We start from the raw sequence: 24,601 nt of genomic DNA, 5'->3' as shown, positions 1-24,601 counted from the left end.
GAGGAGGCCGACATGAGACGTCTCGACATTTTATTGATTGGCGCCAGCCAGGCCATGACCGACCTGGCGCAGGAACTCGAACAACACGGTCACTCCTTACGGCGCAGCGGCGCGGCGCAATCGCCAGTAGATCTGATCATCGACGATGGCTTCATCGGCGCCGGCGATTTCTGCGCCATCCCGCACCTGCATCTGCGCCTGGGTATCGCTGCGCAGCGCCTTGGCGGTTTACCGACGCTCGACCTGCTGTGCTTCCTCGGCTCGTCACTGATCAGCCGTGTGCCGATTGGCGATGAGCCGTCCGGCAATGGTCAGGCACTGCGCCAGCGATTGCTGACGCAGGTGGTAGACGAAGTCGCGCTGCTGGTCAGCCGTTTCTCCCGCGATGCCGAGTATTTTCAGCAGGCATTGCCGGCCACGGCGCCGGACTTTGAACAGGTGGAGGACCTGTCGTTTCTCGACAGTCTGGCTTACGTCCATCGCCTCAACGCCACGACGCATCCGGCATTGTTGCAACAGGCGCAGACGCCGTTGATCGAACGCCTGCAACGCAGCCTGATCGAACACGCCGAGCGACCGGCGCTGCACCTGGCCGAGCACTCGCTCAGCTACCGCCAGTTGCACGCGCACAGCCGTGCGATCCAGCAACGTCTGCAGCCACTGCTAGAGCAGCATCCGCAGCCGTGGATCGTGGGTATCTGCCAGCCGAAAAGCCCGGCGCTGTTCGCCTCGATTCTGGCGGTGCTCGGCAGTGGCGCAGTGTATCTGCCGCTCGAGCCGAGTCATCCTTTGCAGCGCCAGCAATACATCCTGCAAAACGCCGGCGCGGTGTTGTTGCTGCACGACGGCGAGCATCCGCTCGGTGAGTCGATGCCCGGGTTGGATGTCAGTCATATCGACAGTGCCGACGCCGATCTCAGCCAACCGTTGATGCGTCAACGGCCGACGCTTGAAGCACCGTGCATGGCGCTCTACACCTCCGGCACCACCGGGCATCCGAAGGGTGTACTGCTGAGCCAGGCGAACCTCGCGCACTTTACCGCGTGGTACGCCGATTACGTGCAATTGCGCGCCGAAAGCCGGGTGTTGCAGTTCTCTTCGCTGAGCTTCGACTCATCGCTGATCGATATCTTTCCGACGCTGCTCGAAGGCGCCGAACTGGTGGTGCCCGATGACACTCAACGCCGCGATCCGCTGCAGTTGGTGGCGTTGATCCGCCGCCGGCAACTGACCCACGCGTTCCTGCCGCCGGCGCTGTTGAGCATCCTGCCGCTGGAGCATTTGCATGGCGTCGAAGTGATGACCGGCGGCGACGTCTGCGAGCCCTTCGTCATCGAGCAACTGACCCGTCAGGGCAAGCTGCACAACCTCTACGGCCCCACCGAAGCGACGGTGCTGATTACCGCTCGCCAGCTCAAGCCGGGTGACAGCAACCGCACCCTCGGCGCGCCGATTGCCAACAGTCAGGTGCTGATTCTCGATGACGAGTTGCAACCGGTGCCGGAGAACACCGTCGGCGAATTGTTCATCGTCGGCCCCGGCGTTTGCCTCGGCTACTTGAACAATCCGCAGCAGACCGCCGAGCGCTATCTGACCCTGCAACTGCCGCACGGCGAAACCTTGCGGGCCTATCGCAGTGGCGACATGGCCAAGTGGGGCGAACACGGTATCGAGCTGTGCGGACGGCGCGACAATCAGGTGAAGATTCGCGGTTTCCGGGTCGAGCCGGAAGAGATCGAACGCTGCCTGCGCGAGAGCCAGTTGTACCGTCAGGTGGCGGTGGTGATCGACAGTCAGCGGCGGATTCTGGCGTTCCTTGCGCAGCCGCAGTCGGACGCTGCCCGCGATCTGTTGAAGGCGCATGCCCAGCAGTTTCTGCCGGACTACATGCAACCGGTGGCATGGACTGAACTGGCACGGATGCCGTTCGCCAGCAACGGCAAGGTCGATCGCAAGGCATTGCTGGAGCTGCCGGTGAGCGTGCAGGACAGCGGTCCGAAATGCCTGCCGGCCAACGCTGACGAAGCGTTGCTGCTGGAGATCTGGGCGGAACTGCTGGAGCTGCCGAGCAGCGATATTTCCACCGACGAAAGCTTCTTCAATCTCGGTGGGCATTCGATTCTGCTGTCGCGGATGTTACTGCGCTTGCGTGAGGAGTTCGGGCGCAGCATCTCGATCAACCGCTTCATCGAATTGCCGACCATCATCAAACTCGCAACGCTGGTGCGCGGTACCGATGACAGCGCAGTGCTCAGCGCCCAGGCCATGGCCGACGCCGAGCGCCCGCTGAACATCGAACCGCTGCCGATCAGTCGCCTGGGCGATGTGCACAAGGTGATCGTCACCGGCGCCAACAGCTTTGTCGGCGTGCACATCGTCGAAGCGCTGCTCGGTTGGGGCGCCAGCGAAGTGGCGTGTCTGGTGCGCGACGGTGGCGGGCAAACGGCGGCGCAGCGTTTTGCTCAGGCGCTGCGTGAGAACCGTCTCGAGCATCTCGATTTGAGCCGGGTGCGGATCTACTCCGCGGACCTCACCCGCCCGCAACTTGGCCTGACCGACGACGATTATCAGCGCCTCGATCGCGAGTTCGGCGCACTGGTGCACAACGCCGCCAACGTCAACCACGTGCTCGATTACGAGTCGCTGGCAGCGGATAACGTCGAGCCGATTTTCGAGCTGCTGCGCCTGTGTGAAGGACGCAGCAAAAAGGTCTTCAACTTTGTCTCGACGCTGTCCGCTTCAAGCACCGTCGATGGCGAAGGCCGAGTACTCGAATTGCCTGCCGCGCCGACCCCGCCGATCTACATCCGCAACGGCTACAACCTGTCGAAGTGGGTCGGCGAACGCGTCCTCGAACGGGCGCGCGAGCGGGGGGTGTGGGTCAACCTGTATCGCCCCGGCAACATCAGTTTCAACAGCCTGAGCGGCGTCTGCCAGCCGCACAAAAACCGTTTGATGCTGATGCTCAAAGGCTCGATCCAGCTCGGTCAGGTGCCGGCCTTTGCGCTGAATTTCGACCTGATGCCGGTGGACTTTCTAGCGCGTTTCATCGCCTTCCACGCCAGCCGCTATTCGACCGAAAGAGCGGTGTTCAACCTGCACAACCCCGAACCGCTGAGTTGGGATGCCTACGTCGCTTCGTTCCGCGAAACCGGCAGCGAGTTTTCGCTGGTCAGCGTCGCCGACTGGCAGCAGCAACTGAGCCGGGTCGATGCCGACAACGCGCTGTTCGGCGTGCTCGGTTTCTACCTCAACGGCTTCGAGGAAGACATCGGCGACATCTCCCTGATCGGCCACGCCAATGCTGAAGCCGGCGTGCAGCAGATGGGCGCGCACTACCCGGAAAAATCTCCGGCACTGCTGCGTCGCGGCTGCGATTACCTGAAACAGATCAACTTCATCTAGTTCACCCAAAAAGGAGCAACACCATGAGCAATCTGCAACCCGACACCCTGATCAAAAACCCGCACGGCTGCCACGTTGTGTCGTCGGTGGAAGTGCCGGCGGACGCGGCGCAGGTCTGGGCGGTGGTCGGCAATTTCGCAGGCTTCGACCGATTCATTCCGGCGCTGTCGCACATCGACATGACCGGCGACGGCGTGTCTTCGCTGCGCAAGAAATTCTTCAAGGACGGCAACGTGGTGGTCGAACAACTCAACTCACGCGATGAGCAGGCGCGCGCCATGACCTGGACCACGATCTACAACACGCTGGGCGTGGCGAATTTGTGGGCGGCGATGAACGTGGAATCTTTGGGGGCGGGCAAGTCGCGGGCGACCTGGACGATCATTGCCGAGCCGGCTTCAGGTGGGGAGGAGGTGCTGCCGGGGTTCAAGGATTTCGTGCAGGGGTTCGCCGATGATGCGATGGGGAATGTGCTGAAGCTGTTTGTCTAAGGCTTCGGTTTGGCAGTGACTGATCTGCCGCAATCGCGAGCAGGCTCACTCCTACAGTTGGAATGCGTTCCCCTGTAGGAGTGAGCCTGCTCGCGATCAACGATAACGCGGTCTCGAATCTGAAAATCAGATCTTGAAGCTATCGACCAACTGCTTCAACCGATTCGCCTGCTGCGACAACGCATCACAATCCTTCAACGTTTCATTGAGGTTGGCGACGCTCTGCTGGTTCAGCAGGTTGATCTGGTTGACGTCGACGTTGAGGGTTTCCACCACCGCCGTCTGCTCTTCGGTTGCAGCGGCCACCGACTGGTTCATGCCGTCGATTTCACCGATGCGCTGGGTCACGCTGACCAGGCGCAGACCGGCCTGATTGGCCACTTCCACGCTCTCTTCGCTGGACGCCTGACACTGGCGTTCATGGTGGTCACCGCTTCACGCGAACCGACCTGCAAGGAGGTGATCATCTTGTGGATCTCTTCCGCCGATTCCTGGGTGCGATGCGCGAGGTTACGCACTTCGTCCGCCACCACCGCAAAACCGCGCCCGGCTTCACCGGCACGGGCCGCTTCAATCGCCGCGTTGAGTGCCAGCAGGTTGGTCTGCTGCGAGATGCCTTTGATCACATCGAGGATGTGGCCGATGTTGTCGGTGCTGGCATTCAGGGTTTCGATCTGGGGTGCATGACAGGCTGATCTTCTGCGACAGCTCGGTCATCGCCTGAATGGTCTGCTCGACCACCTGACGACCGTCATCGGCCTGCTCGCTCGCGCCGCTGGCGTGCTGCGAAGCGTCGGCGGCGTTGCGGGCGATTTCCTGAGTGGCGGCGCCCAACTGGTTGATCGCGGCGGCCACACTGTTGGTGCGCGCGCTTTGTTCGTCGGAACCGATGATCGAGGCGTTGGACGAGGCCATTACCCGTTGCGACAGGTCGTGCACATGACGGGTAGCCGAGGACACTTCGGAAATCGACGCGTGAATGCGCTCGACGAACTGGTTGAACGCGCTGCCCAGTTCGGCGAACTCATCCTTGCCTGCCACGACCAGACGCCGGGTCAGGTCGCCTTCGCCTTGAGCGATGTCCTGCATCGCGCGGCCCATGGTGGTCAGCGGACGCATCAGGACGTTGATCAGCAGGCTCAGCAGCAGCGCAATCGCCGCGACCGCGACGAACATCGCGATCAGCGCCGAAGTACGGAACTGGCTGAGGGCGGCGTAGGCCTTGTCACGATCGATCGACAGACCGATGTACCAGTCGGCATTCGGCAAACCGCTGACCGGGGTGAACGACAGGATGCGTTCCTGGCCGCTGAGCACCACGTTCTGGTTGCCCTTCTCGATGCGCACGCCGGCGTTCGGGTAGATGTCCTTGAGGTTCTTCATCACCTGGTCTTTGTCCGGGCTGACGATCACTTGGCCGTCACCGCTGACCAGGAATGCGTGGCCGAGGCCACCGAAGTCCACCGAGTTGATGATCTTCACCAGGGTTTCCAGGCTCAGGTCACCGCCGACCACACCCAGCAGTTCGCCATTCTTTTTCACCGGCATGGCGATGGTCACGACCAGACCACCGACCGCCGCCATGTATGGCGGGGTCAACATGGTTTTGTCGGCGACCACGGCCTGCTTGTACCAAGGGCGCTGACGCGGGTCGTAGCCGTCGGGCATCTTCGCGTCAGGGCGCTGGGTGAATACTCCGTTGGCCTGACCGACGTAGGTGAACTGGAAGTTCGAGGTAAAGGCCGGTTGATCGACCAGCCCCGGGAAGTCGGCGTCCTTGCCCTGATGGGCAACGTTCTGCGCGAGGTTTTCCAGCACCAGAATTCGCCCGCTCATCCAGTTCTGCACGCTGCTGGCGGTCAGATCGCCGGCCTGCTGTACGGACGACTGGAGGTTCTGGCGAATGGTGTTGCGCTGCAGATAGTCGTTGTAGAGGGTGAACAAAGCGAAAGCCAGGACCACGACGCCCGAGGCGGCCAACAGGATTTTATGGCTGAACTTGAGATTCATTTCATGGGACTTCTTATGCAAAAGTGGGGATGCGTTCCGGGATGCAACATTCCATGTACAGCGCAGGCGGCGTTCTGACGGCCGCTCTACTTTGGTGCACGCATGTCTCACCAGTCTGTCGGCACCATTCACGGAAATCTTAGGGCTGCGTGGGAAATGGCCTGCATTTCTGTCAGATTCCCGCCGAACGGCGTGCCAGAGCGTTCGCCACGAAGTTTTTTTGCTGGATCTCCGAGCAGAGGTTGCAAAATTCGCAGCCCCTGATAAAAATGCGACTAATTATCATTTGTGACGTTCGGGCTGTCGCGTTCATGTCCTCACCTGAGTTTGCAGTGCAGGCGCTTTACAGGAGTCATCACGGCTGGCTCAACGCCTGGCTGCGGGCGCGGCTGGGCAATGCCGCGGATGCCGCAGATCTGGCCCAGGACACCTTCGTCCGCCTGTTGCAGCGCAGCGAACGCCTGGAACTCAAGGCGCCTCGCGCATTTTTACGCACCATCGCCCGTGGCCTGGTGATCGATCATTGGCGTCGTGAAGAAATCGAACGCGCCTATCTCGAAACCATCGCCCATTTGCCCGAAGCCGAAACCCCAAGCGCCGAAACCCGCGCGCTGGTAATCGAGTTGCTCGAGAGCATCGCGCGCATGCTTGAAGGCTTGCGACCGAAAGTGCGTCAGGCGTTTCTGCTGGCGCAGTGCGAAGGTTTGACCCACAAGCAGATCGCCGCGCAGATGGGCTTGTCACTGCGCTCCGTCGAACGTTACGTCGCCGATGCGATGTATCACTGCTACGTGTTGCGGTACGCAAGTTGATGCCTGTGGATAACAACTCAGTCGCGCGCCGCGCCGAGCCGCAGCAACAGGTGGTCAAGCAAGCCATCCACTGGTTGCTGCGGCTGCGTAACAACCATGGCAATGCGCGCCTGAGTCATCAGTGCGACGCGTGGCGCGCCGAACATCATGAACATGAACTGGCCTGGCAGCGCGTGCAGTCGCTGCAGGCGGAATTGAGCCATAACCTGCGCGCAGTGCCCGGCGCGCACGTGGCGTTCAATACGCTGGAAAACAGTGCGCAAGGGCTGGGGCGGCGACAAGCCTTGAAGCTGCTGTCTGGCGCGGTGCTGATGGGCTCCGCGGCATGGCTGGCCAAGGACACCTCCGTGTGGCAGCAGTGGCGCGCTGATTACGCTACGGCGACCGGCGAGCGTCGCGGGTTCCAGTTGCCCGACGGCACGCGGATCGAGCTGAACACTGCCAGCGCAGTGGATCTGGACTACACCGCGCAGCAGCGGCTGATCAAACTCACTCGCGGCGAAATCATCGTCACATGCGGCGGTAACGATGAAGGCGCGACGTTCAACCGGCCACTTCGCGTGCAAAGTCGTCATGGCATTTATGAGCCGATAAAAGCCCGCTTCATCCTGCGTCAGGACAGCGATTGCACGCGGCTGACTGTCAGCTCAGGGAGCGTCGCCATTCGCAGCGGCGCAACCTCCGTCGAGGCGCTCGCCGGGCAGACCTATCTGATCGATCACCATCAGGTGCGCCCGGCACTGCCACTGAGTATGGAGGCGGGTGCGTGGGTCGACGGTTTGATCGTCACTCGCAACATGCGCCTGGGCGATTTCCTCAATGAAGTCGGACGTTATCGGCAGGGCTTCGTGACGTGCGCGCCGCAGGTGGCGGACTTGCGCCTGTCCGGAGTGTTCCGCCTGGAGGACACCGACACGCTGCTGGCCATCCTGCCGCAGACCCTGCCGGTGCAATTGCGTTATCGCACCCGATGGTGGGTCACACTCGAGGCGGTGGCCTGAAATTATTTTGGCGGGTTTTCGCGACAAGTCCGGCTTGGTCAGTAAGCACTTCAACTCAGCCTTTGCGACTTGCCACGGAAACCGACAATGACTGTCCGCCTCACCTGTAAGAAACCGCTGAATTTCACTGCCGAATCGGGCCTGCTGCGCCACGCCGTTCGCGCCGCCCTGCTGTCCACCGTTCTGGGTGCCGGTGCGCTGCCCGGCCTGAGCGTCGCCGCCCCTGCCAGTGAAGCGAGCAGTCATCGCTACAGCATCGGCGCCGGCCCGCTGGGCGAAGCGCTGAACCAGTTTGCCCGTCAGGCCGGCATTACCCTGGCGATGACTCCGCAGCAAACGCAGGGACAACAGTCTCCGGGCGTACAGGGCGAATATTCAACTGATCAGGCGTTGAGCCATTTGCTCAGCGGTTCGGGCCTGGAAGCAGTCAGCCAGGACGGCAGCAGCTACGTCCTGCGTCCAGTCAGTGAAACCGATGCGCTGGCTCTGCCAACCACCGATATCAAAGGTTTCGCCCTCGGCAACGCACTCGGCAGCATGGAAGGCTATAACGCCACCCACAGCCAGATCGCCACCAAGACCAGTACCGCGTTGCTGGAAACTTCGCAAAGCGTTTCCGTGGTCACCCGCGAGCAAATGGACGATCAAGGCTCGCAGACCGTCTCCCAGGCGATGCGTTATACCCCCGGCGTGCTGACCAACCCTTACGGGGCGACCCATCGCTACGACTATGTGGCGATGCGCGGCTTCAACGATGGCTCGGTGGATAATATCTACCTCGACGGCCTCAAGTCGATGGGCGACAGCGGGACCTACAGCACCATGCAGGTCGATCCGTATTTCCTCGAGCGCGTGGATATTCTCAAAGGCCCGTCGTCAGTCTTGTATGGCCGCAGTTCGCCCGGTGGCCTGGTGGCGCTGACCAGCAAAAAGCCGTTGTACGAGGCCTATCATCAGGTTCAGGCCACGGTCGGTACCCAAGGTCAGCGCGGGGTCGGTTTTGACTTCAGCGGTCCGGTCGATGACGACAAGCGCATTGCCTATCGTCTGACCGGTTTGACGGATCGGTCCGACACACAATTCGACCACAACAAGGAAAAACGCTTCGCCCTCGCCCCGACCCTGAGTATCGATTTCACTGAAGACACCTCGCTGACACTGCAGGCGTATCTGCAGCACGATCCGGATGGCGGCTACCACGGCGGCGTGCCGGCGGACGGGACGATTCATCAGCGCAACGGCAATCGCATCTCGCCGCACTTCTTCGAGGGTGAGCCGAGGATTGATGGCTACTCGCGGGATCAGCAATCGTTCGGCTATCAGTTCGAACATCGCTTCAACGATGTCTTCACGGCGCGGCAGAATTTCCGTTACCTCGACTCCAAGGTCAACATGGATCAGGTCTACGCCTACGGCTGGACGACGCCAACCAGCAACGAACTGAACCGCTACTACACCGGCGGCGATGAACGTCTGCATGCGTTCATCGTCGACAACATGCTGCAGGCCGAATTCTTCACCGGTGCCACCAAGCACACCGTGTTGATGGGTGCGGACTATCAGCGGCGCAAAACGGTGGTCGACTGGACCAGCGGCGGTCTGGCGCCGATCAATGCGTTCAACCCGGTCTATGGCAACTCGGCGATCGATATGTACGGCGACACCAGTTACCTGCGGCGCCTGGAGCAGACCGGGGTCTACCTGCAAGACCTGATCGAGATGGACCAGTGGCGCTTCTCGCTGGGTCTGCGTCAGGACTGGGTCGAGACGTCGGATGAGAACCGTATCGCCGAAGCAGGCCGTCCGGTCGGTACTGAAATCAATGACCGTCGCACCAAACTGACCGGCCGTGCTGGCGCGTTGTATCTGTTCGATAACGGCCTGGCGCCGTACATCAGCTACTCCGAGTCGTTTAACCCGAACTCGTATGCCGACAGCGCTGGCAATCCTCTGCCTCCGACCGATGGCACACAGTGGGAAGTCGGCCTGAAGTATCAACCGCCGGGCACCGACAACCTGTTCACCGCCTCGCTGTTCCGGATCGATCAGGAAAATCTGGCGACCAAGCTGCCTCAGGAAAACTTCTACCGCGCGGTAGGCGCTGTCCGCTCGCAAGGCCTGGAGCTGGAAGCGCACATGCAGTTGACCGACAACCTGAAAGTGCTCGGCAGCTATACCTTCACCGATATCGAGTACTCGAAGTCGATGGTCAGCACCTTGAGCACGCCGACCGATGTGATCGAGAACAAAGGCAACTCGCCAACTCAGGCACCGCGGCACATGGCCTCGTTGTGGGCCGACTACAAATTCGACAGTGCGGCACTCGACGGCCTGCGCCTGGGCGGTGGTGTGCGTTATGTCGGTTACAGCTGGGCGGATGCGGAAAACACGCTGAAGGTACCTGCCTACACCTTGTTCGACGCATCCATCGGTTATGACCTGGGCAAGGTCGGCTTGAAGGGCGTCGACGTTCGCCTGAACGCGAACAACCTGACCAATGAATCCTACGTAGCCTCCTGCGCGAGTCTGAACTTCTGCTACATGGGCGAAGAGCGCAACGTCGCCGCCACGGTCAGCTACCAGTTCTAAACCTTTGCCTTGTGCATAAAAAAGCCAGCCCCTGTTTTCAGGGGCTGGCTTTGTCGCTTCTGTGGGGAAATTCTCATGCGCGCATTGTTGGTGTTGTTGCATCGCTATATCGGGCTGGCAACAGCGGTGTTTTTGCTGCTGGCCGGGATCACCGGAAGCATTCTTGCGTTCAATCATGAGTTGGATGAGTGGCTGAATCCGCAGTTCTACGCGGCCTCATCTGAGGGGCAAAGATTGCCTCCCGGGGCGTTGGTCGACGCTGTGCAGACCACGCATCCGAAGCTGCAGGTCTGGTACATGGAGTATCCGGACGAGTTGGGGCATACCGCGCTATTGGCAGCTGTTCCACGTAAGGATCCGGCGACGGGCAAACCGTTTGATGAGCGCAATCAGGTGTTCTACCTGGACCCGGTGAGTGCCGAGCAGAAAGGGCAACGTTACTGGGGCGAGTGCTGCTTTTCCCGGGAGAACTTCATTCCGTTCATTCTTGAGTTTCATTACAACTTGACGCTACCCGGAAACTGGGGCTTGTGGTTGATGGGGCTGGTTGCCAGCGCCTGGGTGATCGATTGTTTCATCGCGCTGTGGCTGACGTTTCCTCGTGGCAAGCCGTTCTGGAAAAAGTGGTCGGCGGCCTGGAAGATCAAGGGCGGCCACGTTTATCGACTCAACTTCGATCTGCATCGGGCCGGTGGATTGTGGCTGTGGTTGTTGTTGCTACCGATTGCGGTCAGCAGTGTCGCGATGAACTTGCCCAGTCAGGTCTTCAAACCGGCGGTGTCGCTGCTTTCACCGATCGAGCCGAGCGTTTATGAGGCTCGAGGGCGAATGCCTCCATCTGAGTTGGGGGTGACACAGTTGAGTTATCAACAGGCGTACGAAAGGGCATTGGTCGAGGGGAAGAGGCTAGGACTGACAGCGGCGATCGGGGAGTTGTATTACAGCTTTGAGTACAACTTCTACGGCGCAGGACTCGGGCATCACGACACTGAAGCGCATGGCAAGTCCTGGTTGTTTTTTCACGGTACTGACGGGCGATTATTAGGTCAGGAAATTGCCGGACAAGGGACACTGGGGGAACGGTTTTACCGCTTGCAACTACCGATACATGGCGGACGGATCATCGGCTTCACCGGGCAAGTGATCATCGCGGTATTGGGGGTTGTGATTGCGGGGCTGTCAGGGACTGGCGTCTACATCTGGTGGCGCAAGTGGCAGGCCCGGCGCATCAGCAAGGCTCGCAAAGCGGCCTGAGTTTTGGGAGCCCTGAAACGACAAAACCCCTGTCTGCGTTAGCAGACAGGGGTTCTGGAATTTAATCTTGACGATGACCTACTCTCACATGGGGAAACCCCACACTACCATCGGCGATGCATCGTTTCACTTCTGAGTTCGGGATGGGATCAGGTGGTTCCAACGCTCTATGGTCGTCAAGAAATTCTGTATCTGGCCCGTCAACACGGTAACGTGCCAGCAAAATCGGTGACTTCTACTAAAAAACAAAACCCCAACTGCTTTCGCAATTGGGGTTTCGGAATTTAATCTTGACGATGACCTACTCTCACATGGGGAAACCCCACACTACCATCGGCGATGCATCGTTTCACTTCTGAGTTCGGGATGGGATCAGGTGGTTCCAACGCTCTATGGTCGTCAAGAAATTCGGGTACTGACTCGTGACCGGTTGGCCTCGCTTCAGCAAATCGGGTATGTGATACAGGTGTTTGTGAGCATCGCGAACTTTCGGTTCATTGCGTCTTCACACACCGCAATCTGGTCTCTTTCGAGCATGCAGATTGCTGGGTGTATATGGTCAAGCCTCACGGCAATTAGTATTGGTTAGCTCAACGCCTCACAGCGCTTACACAAACCTATCAACTCGTCGTCGTAGTCTCGACGGCCCTTCAGGGAACTCAAGGTTCCAGTGAGATCTCATCTTGAGGCAAGTTTCCCGCTAGATGCTTTCAGCGGTTATCTTTCCCGAACATAGCTACCCGGCAATGCCACTGGCGTGACAACCGGAACACCAGAGGTTCGTCCACTCCGGTCCTCTCGTACTATAGGAGCAGCCCTCTCAAATCTCAAACGTCCACGGCAGATAGGGACCGAACTGTCTCACGACGTTCTAAACCCAGCTCGCGTACCACTTTAAATGGCGAACAGCCATACCCTTGGGACCGGCTTCAGCCCCAGGATGTGATGAGCGCCGACATCGAGGTGCCAAACACCGCCGTCGATATGAACTCTTGGGCGGTATCAGCCTGTTATCCCCGGAGTACCTTTTATCCGTTGAGCGATGGCCCTTCCATACAGAACACCGGATCACTAAGACCTACTTTCGTACCTGCTCGACGTGTCTGTCTCGCAGTCAAGCGCGCTTTTGCCTTTATACTCTACGACCGATTCCGACCGGTCTGAGCGCACCTTCGTGACTCCTCCGTTACTCTTTAGGAGGAGACCGCCCCAGTCAAACTACCCACCATACACTGTCTCGATCCGGATAACGGACCTGAGTTAGAACCTCAAAGTTGCCAGGGTGTATTCAAGGATGGCTCCACGCGAACTGGCGTCCCACGCTTCAAAGCCTCCCACCTATCCTACACAAGCAAATTCAAAGTCCAGTGCAAAGCTATAGTAAAGGTTCACGGGGTCTTTCCGTCTAGCCGCGGATACACTGCATCTTCACAGCGATTTCAATTTCACTGAGTCTCGGGTGGAGACAGCGCCGCCATCGTTACGCCATTCGTGCAGGTCGGAACTTACCCGACAAGGAATTTCGCTACCTTAGGACCGTTATAGTTACGGCCGCCGTTTACCGGGGCTTCGATCAAGAGCTTCGCGTTAGCTAACCCCATCAATTAACCTTCCGGCACCGGGCAGGCGTCACACCCTATACGTCCACTTTCGTGTTTGCAGAGTGCTGTGTTTTTAATAAACAGTCGCAGCGGCCTGGTATCTTCGACCGGCATGAGCTTACGGAGCAAGTCCTTCACCCTCACCGGCGCACCTTCTCCGAAGTTACGGTGCCATTTTGCCTAGTTCCTTCACCCGAGTTCTCTCAAGCGCCTTGGTATTCTCTACCCAACCACCTGGTCGGTTTGGGGTACGGTTCCTGGTTATCTGAAGCTTAGAAGCTTTTCTTGGAAGCATGGCATCAACCACTTCGTCACCTAAAAGGTAACTCGTCATCAGCTCTCGGCCTTAAGATCCCGGATTTACCTAAGATCTCAGCCTACCACCTTAAACTTGGACAACCAACGCCAAGCTGGCCTAGCCTTCTCCGTCCCTCCATCGCAATAACCAGAAGTACAGGATATTAACCTGTTTTCCATCGACTACGCTTTTCAGCCTCGCCTTAGGGACCGACTAACCCTGCGTCGATTAACGTTGCGCAGGAAACCTTGGTCTTTCGGCGTGGGTGTTTTTCACACCCATTGTCGTTACTCATGTCAGCATTCGCACTTCTGATACCTCCAGCAAGCTTCTCAACTCACCTTCACAGGCTTACAGAACGCTCCTCTACCGCATCACTTGCGTGATACCCGTAGCTTCGGTGTATGGTTTGAGCCCCGTTACATCTTCCGCGCAGGCCGACTCGACTAGTGAGCTATTACGCTTTCTTTAAAGGGTGGCTGCTTCTAAGCCAACCTCCTAGCTGTCTAAGCCTTCCCACATCGTTTCCCACTTAACCATAACTTTGGGACCTTAGCTGACGGTCTGGTTGTTTCCCTTTTCACGACGGACGTTAGCACCCGCCGTGTGTCTCCCATGCTCGGCACTTGTAGGTATTCGGAGTTTGCATCGGTTTGGTAAGTCGGGATGACCCCCTAGCCGAAACAGTGCTCTACCCCCTACAGTGATACATGAGGCGCTACCTAAATAGCTTTCGAGGAGAACCAGCTATCTCCGAGCTTGATTAGCCTTTCACTCCGATCCACAGGTCATCCGCTAACTTTTCAACGGTAGTCGGTTCGGTCCTCCAGTCAGTGTTACCTAACCTTCAACCTGCCCATGGATAGATCGCCCGGTTTCGGGTCTATTCCCAGCGACTAGACGCCCTATTAAGACTCGCTTTCGCTACGCCTCCCCTATTCGGTTAAGCTCGCCACTGAAAATAAGTCGCTGACCCATTATACAAAGGTACGCAGTCACCCAACAAAGTGGGCTCCCACTGCTTGTACGCATACGGTTTCAGGATCTATTTCACTCCCCTCTCCGGGGTTCTTTTCGCCTTTCCCTCACGGTACTAGTTCACTATCGGTCAGTCAGTAGTATTTAGCCTTGGAGGATGGTCCCCCCATATTCAGACAAAGTTTCTCGTGCTCCGTCCTACTCGATTTCATGACTAAGAGACTTTCGCGTACAGGGCTATCACCCACTATGGCCGCACTTTCCAGAGCGTTCCGCTAATCTCAAAGCCACTTAAGGGCTAGTCCCCGTTCGCTCGCCACTACTAAGGGAATCTCGGTTGATTTCTTTTCCTGGGTACTTAGATGTTTCAGTTCCCCTGGTTCGCCTCTTGCACCTATGTATTCAGTACAAGATAACCATCTTATGATGGCTGGGTTCCCCCATTCAGACATCTCCGGATCAAAGTCTGTTTGCCGACTCCCCGAAGCTTTTCGCAGGCTACCACGTCTTTCATCGCCTCTGACTGCCAAGGCATCCACCGTATGCGCTTCTTCACTTGACCATATAACCCCAAGCAATCTGGTTATACTGTGAAGACGACATTCGCCGAAAATTCGCAAAACTCTTAAGAGCCACTCACAAATTTTACCTTAGCCTGATCCGTTACCAGTGAAAGTAACGTTCAGTCTATCTTTCTATCACATACCCAAATTTTTAAAGAACGATTTAATCAAAAGACTAGAAATCAGCATTCACCATCACAGCGATGGAATGCTCATTTCTAAGCTTTCAAACTTCAGAAGCAGTGGTGGTGGAGCCAAGCGGGATCGAACCGCTGACCTCCTGCGTGCAAGGCAGGCGCTCTCCCAGCTGAGCTATGGCCCCGTATTTCTACAGGTTTCCCACACAAAAATTGGTGGGTCTGGGCAGATTCGAACTGCCGACCTCACCCTTATCAGGGGTGCGCTCTAACCAACTGAGCTACAGACCCAATTTCGGCTGCTTCTATCGTCTTCTTCAATGAATCAAGCAATTCGTGTGGGAACTTATGGAGCAGCTGATGTCGTCGATTAAGGAGGTGATCCAGCCGCAGGTTCCCCTACGCTACCTTGTTACGACTTCACCCCAGTCATGAATCACACCGTGGTAACCGTCCTCCCGAAGGTTAGACTAGCTACTTCTGGTGCAACCCACTCCCATGGTGTGACGGGCGGTGTGTACAAGGCCCGGGAACGTATTCACGCGACATTCTGATTCGCGATTACTAGCGATTCCGACTTCACGCAGTCGAGTTGCAGACTGCGATCCGGACTACGATCGGTTTTGTGGATTAGCTCCACCTCGCGGCTTGGCAACCCTCTGTACCGACCATTGTAGCACGTGTAGCCCAGGCCGTAAGGGCCATGATGACTTGACGTCATCCCCACCTTCCTCCGGTTTGTCACCGGCAGTCTCCTTAGAGTGCCCACCATAACGTGCTGGTAACTAAGGACAAGGGTTGCGCTCGTTACGGGACTTAACCCAACATCTCACGACACGAGCTGACGACAGCATGCAGCACCTGTCTCAATGTTCCCGAAGGCACCAATCCATCTCTGGAAAGTTCATTGGATGTCAAGGCCTGGTAAGGTTCTTCGCGTTGCTTCGAATTAAACCACATGCTCCACCGCTTGTGCGGGCCCCCGTCAATTCATTTGAGTTTTAACCTTGCGGCCGTACTCCCCAGGCGGTCAACTTAATGCGTTAGCTGCGCCACTAAGAGCTCAAGGCTCCCAACGGCTAGTTGACATCGTTTACGGCGTGGACTACCAGGGTATCTAATCCTGTTTGCTCCCCACGCTTTCGCACCTCAGTGTCAGTATCAGTCCAGGTGGTCGCCTTCGCCACTGGTGTTCCTTCCTATATCTACGCATTTCACCGCTACACAGGAAATTCCACCACCCTCTACCATACTCTAGCTTGCCAGTTTTGGATGCAGTTCCCAGGTTGAGCCCGGGGATTTCACATCCAACTTAACAAACCACCTACGCGCGCTTTACGCCCAGTAATTCCGATTAACGCTTGCACCCTCTGTATTACCGCGGCTGCTGGCACAGAGTTAGCCGGTGCTTATTCTGTCGGTAACGTCAAAGTTGCAGAGTATTAATCTACAACCCTTCCTCCCAACTTAAAGTGCTTTACAATCCGAAGACCTTCTTCACACGCGGCATGGCTGGATCAGGCTTTCGCCCATTGTCCAATATTCCCCACTGCTGCCTCCCGTAGGAGTCTCTGGACCGTGTCTCAGTTCCAGTGACTGATCATCCTCTCAGACCAGTTACGGATCGTCGCCTTGGTGAGCCATTACCTCACCAACTAGCTAATCCGACCTAGGCTCATCTGATAGCGCAAGGCCCGAAGGTCCCCTGCTTTCTCCCGTAGGACGTATGCGGTATTAGCGTTCCTTTCGAAACGTTGTCCCCCACTACCAGGCAGATTCCTAGGCATTACTCACCCGTCCGCCGCTGAATCCAGGAGCAAGCTCCTTTCATCCGCTCGACTTGCATGTGTTAGGCCTGCCGCCAGCGTTCAATCTGAGCCATGATCAAACTCTTCAGTTCAAACATCTTTGGGTTTTTAAGAAACCCTAAACTTGGCTCAGCAATCGTTGGTTACATCTTTGATTTCTCGCGGAGTAACTTGTGATGCTGATAATCTTGTTGACTATCAGTCTGACTCCACAAGCACCCACACGAATTGCTTGATTCAGTTGTTAAAGAGCGGTTGGTTAAGATCTTTCGTCTCAACCGAGGCGCGCATTCTACAGCAGCCTCATTTGCTGTCAAGTGATTATTTTCAGAAGTTTTCGAAGATTTCTTCAACAACTTCAACCACTTGCGCTTCCGATCTCTCGTTAGCGGGAGGCGAATTCTACAGCGTTACACGCTGCTGTCAACACCTCTTTTTCTCCGCTTTCGACCGAGAAGATCGAACCGTCAAAAGAGCCAAACATCACCGCTCTTTCAACTCCTTCCAGGCTTCGATGAACTGAAGCAAGTCGCTGTCGAAAACTGCGTAACTCATTGAATCTCAAGGAGTTTTCCGTTTCGACTGCGCCGGAAGTGGGGCGAATTATAGACCTCCTGAATCTGCCGTCAACCGTTAATTTCAGTTTTCTTTCAACAACTTACAGATCGGTTAAAAAACGCACAAATCCATCTATATATAGGCAGGAAACAGCCTTCTTCTATATAGAAGCGATACTCAAAGCACTCCATCAGCCTTGAGTGCCTCTACCGCGCCAGCGCCCAGACCCAGCACCCGCTGCAAAACCTCCAACGTATGCTCGCCCAATAAAGGAGGCGCGCGAAGGTACTCGACCGGCGTCTGCGACAGCCGGATCGGACTCGCCACCTGCGGGACCATCCCCGCCAATGCGTGCGGAAGCTCTATCGCCAACCCCCGCGCCTTCACCTGCGGATCCTCAAACACTTGGGACAGATCATTGATCGGCCCACACGGCACACCCGCTTGCTCCAGCTGAGCCACCCATTCGGCGGTAGTCTTGAATACCGTCGCCTGGCGGATCAGAGGAATCAACACCGCGCGGTTAGCCACCCGCAGCTTGTTAGTCGCGAATCGCGGATCGTCCGCCCACTGCGGCTGGCCCGCCACCTCGGCAAACTTGCGGAACTGGCCGTCATTGCCAACGGTAAGAATGAAATCACCGTCGGCCGTCGGGAAGTCCTGATAAGGCACGATGTTCGGGTGTGCATTACCCAGACGCTTCGGCGCATTGCCGGTAGTCAGATAGTTCATCGCCTGATTCGCCAGACATGCGACCTGCACATCCAGCAAAGCCATATCGATGTGTTGCCCGCCACCGTCGTGATCACGATGAGCCAGCGCCGCCAGTATCGCCACGGTCGAATACAGCCCCGTAAGAATGTCCGTCAGCGCCACTCCCACCTTCACCGGCCCGGCGCCTTCATCACCTTCAGGGCGACCGGTCAGGCTCATCAACCCGCCCAGCCCCTGAATCATGAAGTCATAACCCGCACGCTTGGCATACGGCCCGGTTTGACCGAAGCCAGTGATCGAGCAATAGATCAGATCCGGATTGATCGCCTTCAGCGACTCGTAGTCCAGCCCATAGGCAGCCAGCCCACCGACCTTGAAGTTCTCGATCAGAATGTCCGACTTCGCCGCCAGCTCCCGTACCAGGTTCTGCCCTTCAGGCCGAGTGAAGTCGATCGTCACCGATTGCTTGTTGCGGTTGGCCGACAGGTAATAGGCCGCCTCGCTGGTGTTTTCCCCATAAGCATCCTTAAGGAACGGCGGCCCCCAGGCGCGCGTATCATCGCCATTGCCCGGGCGCTCGACCTTGATCACCTCGGCGCCAAGGTCGGCGAGAATCTGCCCGGCCCACGGCCCGGCCAGCACGCGCGATAAATCCAGTACCCGCAGATGCGACAGCGCGCCCATGGTCGCTCTCCTGTTAATAGAACGCCTGCAGACCGGTTTGCGCGCGACCGAGGATCAGCGCGTGAACGTCGTGAGTACCTTCATAGGTATTCACCACTTCCAGGTTGACCAGATGACGGGCCACACCGAACTCGTCAGAGATACCGTTACCACCCAGCATGTCACGGGCCATGCGAGCGATATCCAGCGACTTGCCACAGGAGTTGCGCTTCATGATCGAAGTGATTTCGACCGCGGCAGTGCCCTCATCCTTCATGCGACCCAGGCGCAGACAGCCTTGCAGCGCCAGAGTGATCTCGGTCTGCATGTCGGCCAGCTTCTTCTGAATAAGCTGGGTGGCAGCCAATGGGCGCCCGAACTGCTGACGATCAAGGGTGTACTGGCGAGCGGTGTGCCAGCAGAACTCGGCAGCGCCCAATGCGCCCCAGGAGATGCCATAGCGTGCGGAGTTAAGGCAGGTGAACGGGCCTTTCAGGCCGCGCACGTCCGGGAAGATGTTTTCTTCCGGCACAAACACGTTGTCCATGACGATTTCGCCGGTGATCGAGGCGCGCAGGCCGACCTTGCCGTGAATCGCCGGAGCGCTCAAGCCCTTCCAGCCTTTCTCCAGGACGAAGCCACGGATGTCGCCGGCATCGTCCTTGGCCCAGACCACGAACACATCGGCGATCGGGCTGTTGGTGATCCACATCTTGGCGCCGGTCAGGCTGTAGCCGCCGTCGACTTTGCGCGCACGGGTGATCATCGCGCCCGGGTCGGAGCCGTGGTTTGGCTCGGTCAGACCGAAGCAGCCGATCCATTCGCCGGAAGCCAATTTCGGCAGGTATTTCTGTTTCTGTGCTTCAGTGCCGAATTCGTTGATCGGCACCATCACCAATGAGGACTGCACACTCATCATAGAACGGTAGCCAGAGTCGACACGCTCGACTTCGCGAGCAATCAGCCCGTAGCTGACGTAGTTCAGACCGCTGCCACCGTATTGTTCAGGGATGGTCGCACCGAGCAGACCGACTTCGCCCATTTCGCGGAAGATTGCCGGGTCGGTTTTCTCATGGCGGAAAGCTTCAAGCACGCGTGGCGCCAGGCTCTGCTGAGCGAATTGGGCGGCGGTGTCGCGGATCATGCGCTCCTCTTCGGTGAGCTGTTGATCCAGCAGCAGGGGATCGATCCAGTTGAAGCTAGCTTTACCGCCCATGAGTGAGTCCTCGCAAATCGGTGAATTAACGTGGCATTGATCCTAGGCCCGGTTGGCCAGCGCGGCAAACGAGGATTTCGCATCCTGTTGTGCTAATTTCTCACTCCGAAACGTCGCTGAATGCCTTTTATGCGGCGCATTAGTGAGGTTGACGTACATGCGCAGGAAGATACCCAGCACCACGGCCCTGATCAGCTTCGAAGCCGCCGCCCGCCACGAAAGCTTTACCAAGGCTGCCGAAGAACTTTCCCTCACCCAGGGCGCCATTTGCCGACAGATCGCCAGCCTTGAGGAGTTCCTCAGTGTGGAACTGTTCCGACGCTCGCGACGTGGAGTGAAGCTGACGGAAGCGGGACTTTCCTACAGCCGTCGGGTGGCCACGCAGCTCGACGCCGTCGAGCGCGACACGCTTTCGGTGATGGGCCAGCAGGGCACAAATGTGATCGAACTGGCGGTGGTGCCCACCTTCGGCACGCAATGGCTGCTGCCACGGCTCAAGGACTTCCAGCTCAAACACCCGGAAGTAACGGTCAACCTGACCAACCGCACCCGCCCGTTCCTGTTTGCCGACACTGATTTCGATGCGGCAATCTACTTTGGCGACGCCGATTGGTCGGGTACCGAATCCCACAGGCTGATGGGCGAAAATCCGATGCCGGTATGCAGCCCCGCTCTCCTCGGCAGCAAGAAACATCTGACACCCAACGAGATTGCCGAGCTGCCTCTGTTGCAGCAAACCACCCGTCCCTACGCCTGGCGCCAATGGTTCAATTCACAGCACCTGAACATCCCACGCGACATGACAGGCCCGCGCTACGAGCTATTCTCCATGCTGGCTCAGGCGGCCATGCACGACATGGGCATCGCGCTGATTCCACCGTTTCTGATTCAGCGCGAACTGGCCGAGAAACGCCTGGTGGTCGCCAACCCGAATGCGCTCTCCAGCATCAAGGCGTATTACCTGATGATTCCGGAGCGAAAGGTCGAATCGGCATCACTCAAGGCTTTTCGCGATTGGCTGATTAACCAGGCAAACAGCTACAGCCTAGAAGGATAAAGGCTTACAGCGATTACTAACCAGGTAGTCAGGAAAATCAAAGCCCTACAGATATAAGTATTTGTCGCAAAATCACAGACTGTATCCGAAAGTCGTACAGACGTCCCACAAGCGCCTGCGGACGTGGCTTTGAGCCTCTATTCACGACTCATTACGGCCTATTCACGCCGCCGATGAGAAATTTTTTCAAATTCAGCCAAAATCCTTACAAGGCACGGCCTGCAAGGGATTCAGCTGGCCATCTGCGACATTCGGTCACGGGATGACTTGTAGTTAATTTTCCGTCACCCGTCATAATCCCTTGAAGGGCATAAAGTTCGCCTGCAAAATGCCGCGCCCCGCCCTGATTTGGCGGGATCGTGCTGATCGGCCGCCCCAGTCGCACCATCCGCAGTGCCTGGGTTTACTCAATAAGATCACGCAGGAGATTTGACGTGCACATTGGTGTTCCTCTCGAAACCCAGACCGGTGAAACACGGGTTGCTGCAACCCCGGAAACCATTAAAAAGCTGATCAGCCAAGGCCATAAGGTCACTGTGCAAACCGGCGCCGGCGTTAAAGCCAGTGTTGTCGACAGTGCCTATGAAGCGGCGGGCGCAACCATTGGCAGTGCCAACGATGCGTTCGGCGCCGAGCTGATTCTCAAAGTGGTCGCCCCCAGCGACGCCGAACTGGCGCTGATCAAGCGCGGCACGGTGCTGGTGGGCATGCTCAACCCCTTCAATAACGACACCATCGCCAAAATGGCCGAGTGCGGGATTACTGCGTTCGCCCTGGAGGCGGCGCCGCGTACCTCTCGGGCGCAGAGTCTCGATGTGCTGTCGTCGCAGGCAAACATTGCCGGCTACAAGGCTGTGTTGCTGGCCGCGCACTACTATCCGCGCTTCATGCCGATGCTGATGACCGCTGCGGGCACCGTGAAAGCGGCGCGCGTGCTGATTCTGGGTGCCGGCGTGGCCGGGTTGCAGGCGATTGCCACGGCGAAACGTCTGGGTGCGGTGATCGAAGCGTCTGACGTGCGTCCGGCGGTAAAGGAACAGATCGAATCCCTCGGCGCCAAGTTCGTCGATGTGCCTTACGAGACTGACGAAGAGCGTGAATGCGCGGTCGGTGTCGGCGGTTACGCTCGCCCGATGCCGGCGAGCTGGATGCAACGTCAGGCCCAGGCTGTGCACGAACGCGCCAGGCAGGCCGACATCGTCATCACCACCGCACTGATCCCGGGCCGCAAGGCGCCGACACTGTTGAGCGCAGACACCGTGGCGCAGATGAAGCCGGGCTCGGTGGTCATCGACCTCGCGGCTGCGCAGGGCGGCAACTGCCCGCTGACCGTCGCCGATCAGGTCGTGGTCGAGAACGGCGTGACCATCGTCGGCCCGACCAACCTGGCCGGTGAAGTCGCTGCAGACGCCTCGGCGCTGTACGCCCGCAACCTGCTGGACTTCCTCAAGCTGGTGTTCACCAAAGAAGGCCAGTTCGACGTCAACCTCGAAGACGACATCGTCGCCGCGTGCCTGATGTGCCGCGACGGCCAAGTCATCCGCAAAAACGCCTAAGCAGGGATTCAGACGATGGAAGAGCTTATCTCCCCCGGTATCTACAACCTGATCATCTTCGTGCTGGCGATTTATGTCGGTTACCACGTGGTCTGGAACGTTACACCTGCGCTGCACACGCCGTTGATGGCGGTGACCAATGCCATTTCGGCAATCGTGATCGTCGGCGCCATGCTCGCTGCTGCGCTGACCGTCACGCCGCTGGGCAAGACCATGGGCACCCTCGCCGTGGCACTGGCTGCGGTCAACGTGTTTGGTGGCTTCCTGGTCACCCGCCGCATGCTTGAGATGTTCAAGAAGAAAGCCCCGAAAGCAAAAGAAGAGGCGCCGAAGTAATGAGCATGAATCTCGTCACGACGCTCTACCTGATCGCGTCGATCTGCTTTATCCAGGCCCTTAAAGGCCTGTCGCACCCGACCACGTCGCGGCGCGGCAACCTGTTCGGCATGCTCGGCATGGCGCTGGCCATCCTCACCACCATCGGCCTCATCTATAAGCTCGGTGCGGAACTGGCGACTGCCGGTATCGGCTATGTGATCGTTGGCCTGCTGATCGGCGGCACTGCCGGCTCGATCATGGCCAAACGCGTCGAAATGACCAAGATGCCGGAACTGGTCGCCTTCATGCACAGCATGATCGGTCTAGCGGCGGTGTTCATCGCCATTGCTGCGGTGGTTGAGCCGCAATCGCTGGGCATCGTCAAGCAACTCGGTGATTCGATCCCGGCGGGTAATCGTCTGGAACTGTTCCTCGGTGCGGCGATCGGTGCAATCACCTTTTCCGGTTCGGTGATCGCCTTCGGCAAGCTCTCGGGCAAGTACAAGTTCCGCCTGTTCCAGGGTGCGCCGGTACAGTTCGCCGGTCAGCACAAGCTGAACGCGGTACTCGGTCTGGCGACACTGGTGCTGGGCGTGACCTTCATGCTCACCGGCAACCTCGCAGCGTTCGCGCTGATGCTGGCCCTGGCGTTCGTGATGGGCGTGCTGATCATCATCCCGATTGGCGGCGCCGACATGCCGGTGGTGGTGTCGATGCTCAACAGTTACTCGGGCTGGGCTGCAGCGGGTATCGGCTTCTCGCTGAACAACTCGATGTTGATCATCGCCGGCTCGCTGGTGGGTTCGAGCGGTGCGATCCTCTCGTACATCATGTGCAAGGCGATGAACCGTTCCTTCTTTAATGTACTGCTTGGCGGTTTCGGCAACACGGCCGACGCAGGACCTGCCGGCGCGAAAGAAGCCCGTCCGGTGAAATCCGGTTCGGCCGACGACGCAACGTTCCTGCTGACCAACGCCGACACCGTGATCATCGTCCCGGGTTACGGCCTGGCGGTGGCCCGTGCGCAGCATGCATTGAAAGAGCTGACCGAGAAACTGACCCATCGCGGCGTGACCGTGAAGTATGCAATCCACCCGGTGGCCGGTCGCATGCCGGGGCACATGAACGTCCTGCTCGCCGAGGCCGAAGTGCCTTACGACCAGGTGTTCGAGATGGAAGACATCAACTCCGAGTTCGGCCAGGCCGACGTGGTGCTGGTACTCGGCGCCAACGACGTGGTCAACCCGGCCGCCAAGAACGATCCGAAATCGCCGATTGCCGGCATGCCGATTCTCGAAGCGTTCAAGGCCAAGACCATCATCGTCAACAAGCGCTCGATGGCCAGCGGTTATGCCGGTCTGGACAACGAACTGTTCTACCTGGACAAGACCATGATGGTGTTCGGCGACGCGAAAAAAGTCATCGAAGACATGGTCAAAGCGGTCGAGTAATCCTCCGCAGTTGCACCGGACGCCCCGACTTGTCGGGGCGTTTTTGTTTGCGCAAACCGTCGGACAATTTGCCACGTTGTTGCAGATCCAGTAACGGTGTTTTACTTGAAACCCGCTAAAT

12 protein-coding genes, 2 tRNA genes, 4 rRNA genes and 1 pseudogene are annotated in these 24,601 nt (G+C 58.0%); 10 read left to right on the top strand and 9 right to left on the bottom strand.

Annotation, left to right across the window (positions count from 1 at the left end):
* Positions 1–12: 12 nt before the first annotated feature.
* Complete coding sequence (locus E3Z29_RS03205) at positions 13–3,405, top strand: amino acid adenylation domain-containing protein (protein ID WP_134785118.1); 3,393 nt, start codon at positions 13–15, stop codon at positions 3,403–3,405.
* A 23-nt stretch (positions 3,406–3,428) separates the two neighbouring features.
* Positions 3,429–3,896, top strand: a complete 468-nt coding sequence (locus E3Z29_RS03200) for an SRPBCC family protein (protein ID WP_134785117.1) — start codon at positions 3,429–3,431, stop codon at positions 3,894–3,896.
* 126 nt (positions 3,897–4,022) lie between these two features.
* Here the strand turns inward: E3Z29_RS03200 and E3Z29_RS03195 are convergent.
* Positions 4,023–5,906 (bottom strand): annotated as a pseudogene (locus tag E3Z29_RS03195) (methyl-accepting chemotaxis protein).
* 311 nt (positions 5,907–6,217) lie between these two features.
* Between E3Z29_RS03195 and E3Z29_RS03190 the strand changes: the two are divergent.
* From E3Z29_RS03190 to E3Z29_RS03175, 4 genes are all read left to right on the top strand, one after another.
* The gene (locus E3Z29_RS03190; RefSeq protein ID WP_134785116.1) at positions 6,218–6,718 is read left to right on the top strand and encodes a sigma-70 family RNA polymerase sigma factor; all 501 of its coding nucleotides are present in this window, start codon (positions 6,218–6,220) and stop codon (positions 6,716–6,718) included.
* Positions 6,718–7,719, top strand: a complete 1,002-nt coding sequence (locus E3Z29_RS03185) for a FecR domain-containing protein (protein ID WP_134785115.1) — start codon at positions 6,718–6,720, stop codon at positions 7,717–7,719. The genes E3Z29_RS03190 and E3Z29_RS03185 overlap by 1 nt, the downstream gene beginning before the upstream one ends.
* Before the next feature lie 87 nt (positions 7,720–7,806).
* A complete protein-coding gene (locus E3Z29_RS03180) occupies positions 7,807–10,308 on the top strand; it encodes a TonB-dependent siderophore receptor (RefSeq protein WP_134785114.1) in 2,502 nt (833 codons plus the stop codon).
* Between the two features lie 75 nt (positions 10,309–10,383).
* Positions 10,384–11,562 carry a PepSY domain-containing protein gene (locus E3Z29_RS03175; RefSeq protein WP_134785113.1) on the top strand — a complete coding sequence of 393 codons (1,179 nt, stop codon included), beginning with the start codon at positions 10,384–10,386 and terminating at the stop codon, positions 11,560–11,562.
* Between the two features lie 65 nt (positions 11,563–11,627).
* On the opposite strand, the gene rrf (E3Z29_RS03170) is transcribed toward E3Z29_RS03175, so the two are convergent.
* The 8 genes from rrf (E3Z29_RS03170) to E3Z29_RS03130 form a co-directional block, all read right to left on the bottom strand.
* A 5S ribosomal RNA gene (rrf, locus tag E3Z29_RS03170) occupies positions 11,628–11,743 on the bottom strand.
* 107 nt (positions 11,744–11,850) lie between these two features.
* Positions 11,851–11,966 (bottom strand): 5S ribosomal RNA (gene rrf / locus E3Z29_RS03165).
* A 151-nt stretch (positions 11,967–12,117) separates the two neighbouring features.
* Positions 12,118–15,001, bottom strand: a 23S ribosomal RNA gene (locus E3Z29_RS03160).
* A 247-nt stretch (positions 15,002–15,248) separates the two neighbouring features.
* A tRNA-Ala gene (locus tag E3Z29_RS03155) sits at positions 15,249–15,324 on the bottom strand.
* A gap of 29 nt (positions 15,325–15,353) precedes the next feature.
* Positions 15,354–15,430 (bottom strand) — tRNA-Ile (locus E3Z29_RS03150).
* 80 nt (positions 15,431–15,510) lie between these two features.
* Positions 15,511–17,039 (bottom strand): 16S ribosomal RNA (locus E3Z29_RS03145).
* Together the 16S, 23S and 5S rRNA genes with 2 tRNA genes alongside form the textbook arrangement of a ribosomal RNA operon.
* 643 nt (positions 17,040–17,682) lie before the next feature.
* A complete protein-coding gene (locus E3Z29_RS03135) occupies positions 17,683–18,903 on the bottom strand; it encodes a CaiB/BaiF CoA-transferase family protein (protein WP_098966520.1) in 1,221 nt (406 codons plus the stop codon).
* 13 nt (positions 18,904–18,916) lie between these two features.
* A complete protein-coding gene (locus E3Z29_RS03130; protein WP_003220420.1) occupies positions 18,917–20,098 on the bottom strand; it encodes an acyl-CoA dehydrogenase in 1,182 nt (393 codons plus the stop codon).
* A gap of 157 nt (positions 20,099–20,255) precedes the next feature.
* On the opposite strand from E3Z29_RS03130, the gene E3Z29_RS03125 reads away from it, so the two are divergent.
* The 4 genes from E3Z29_RS03125 (at position 20,256) to E3Z29_RS03110 (ending at position 24,480) form a co-directional block, all read left to right on the top strand.
* Positions 20,256–21,155 (top strand): LysR family transcriptional regulator, encoded by a 900-nt coding sequence (locus tag E3Z29_RS03125; protein ID WP_098966519.1) that lies wholly within the window; start codon positions 20,256–20,258, stop codon positions 21,153–21,155.
* A 434-nt stretch (positions 21,156–21,589) separates the two neighbouring features.
* The gene (locus tag E3Z29_RS03120) at positions 21,590–22,711 is read left to right on the top strand and encodes a Re/Si-specific NAD(P)(+) transhydrogenase subunit alpha (RefSeq protein WP_098966517.1); all 1,122 of its coding nucleotides are present in this window, start codon (positions 21,590–21,592) and stop codon (positions 22,709–22,711) included.
* Between the two features lie 15 nt (positions 22,712–22,726).
* Positions 22,727–23,047 carry an NAD(P) transhydrogenase subunit alpha gene (locus tag E3Z29_RS03115; RefSeq protein ID WP_003220416.1) on the top strand — a complete coding sequence of 107 codons (321 nt, stop codon included), beginning with the start codon at positions 22,727–22,729 and terminating at the stop codon, positions 23,045–23,047.
* A complete protein-coding gene (locus E3Z29_RS03110) occupies positions 23,047–24,480 on the top strand; it encodes an NAD(P)(+) transhydrogenase (Re/Si-specific) subunit beta (RefSeq protein WP_007962843.1) in 1,434 nt (477 codons plus the stop codon). The genes E3Z29_RS03115 and E3Z29_RS03110 overlap by 1 nt, the downstream gene beginning before the upstream one ends.
* The last annotated feature ends 121 nt before the right edge of the window (positions 24,481–24,601 follow it).

It is taken from the genome of Pseudomonas sp. S150 (assembly GCF_004526365.1).
Taxonomy (GTDB): domain Bacteria; phylum Pseudomonadota; class Gammaproteobacteria; order Pseudomonadales; family Pseudomonadaceae; genus Aquipseudomonas; species Aquipseudomonas putida_A.
Note: the sequence above shows the minus strand (reverse complement) of the source record. Positions and strands in the feature narration are given on the sequence as shown.

Excerpts from the sequence above, each read along its gene's own strand:
- E3Z29_RS03190 (WP_134785116.1), top strand. The coding sequence starts at position 6,218 with ATGTCCTCACCTGAGTTTGCAGTGCAGGCGCTTTACAGGAGTCATCAC.
- E3Z29_RS03185 (WP_134785115.1), top strand. The coding sequence starts at position 6,718 with ATGCCTGTGGATAACAACTCAGTCGCGCGCCGCGCCGAGCCGCAGCAA.
- E3Z29_RS03130 (WP_003220420.1), bottom strand. The coding sequence starts at position 20,098 with ATGGGCGGTAAAGCTAGCTTCAACTGGATCGATCCCCTGCTGCTGGAT.
- E3Z29_RS03175 (WP_134785113.1), top strand. The coding sequence starts at position 10,384 with ATGCGCGCATTGTTGGTGTTGTTGCATCGCTATATCGGGCTGGCAACA.
- E3Z29_RS03115 (WP_003220416.1), top strand. The coding sequence starts at position 22,727 with ATGGAAGAGCTTATCTCCCCCGGTATCTACAACCTGATCATCTTCGTG.
- E3Z29_RS03110 (WP_007962843.1), top strand. The coding sequence starts at position 23,047 with ATGAGCATGAATCTCGTCACGACGCTCTACCTGATCGCGTCGATCTGC.
- E3Z29_RS03180 (WP_134785114.1), top strand. The coding sequence starts at position 7,807 with ATGACTGTCCGCCTCACCTGTAAGAAACCGCTGAATTTCACTGCCGAA.
- E3Z29_RS03135 (WP_098966520.1), bottom strand. The coding sequence starts at position 18,903 with ATGGGCGCGCTGTCGCATCTGCGGGTACTGGATTTATCGCGCGTGCTG.
- E3Z29_RS03205 (WP_134785118.1), top strand. The coding sequence starts at position 13 with ATGAGACGTCTCGACATTTTATTGATTGGCGCCAGCCAGGCCATGACC.
- E3Z29_RS03125 (WP_098966519.1), top strand. The coding sequence starts at position 20,256 with ATGCGCAGGAAGATACCCAGCACCACGGCCCTGATCAGCTTCGAAGCC.
- E3Z29_RS03200 (WP_134785117.1), top strand. The coding sequence starts at position 3,429 with ATGAGCAATCTGCAACCCGACACCCTGATCAAAAACCCGCACGGCTGC.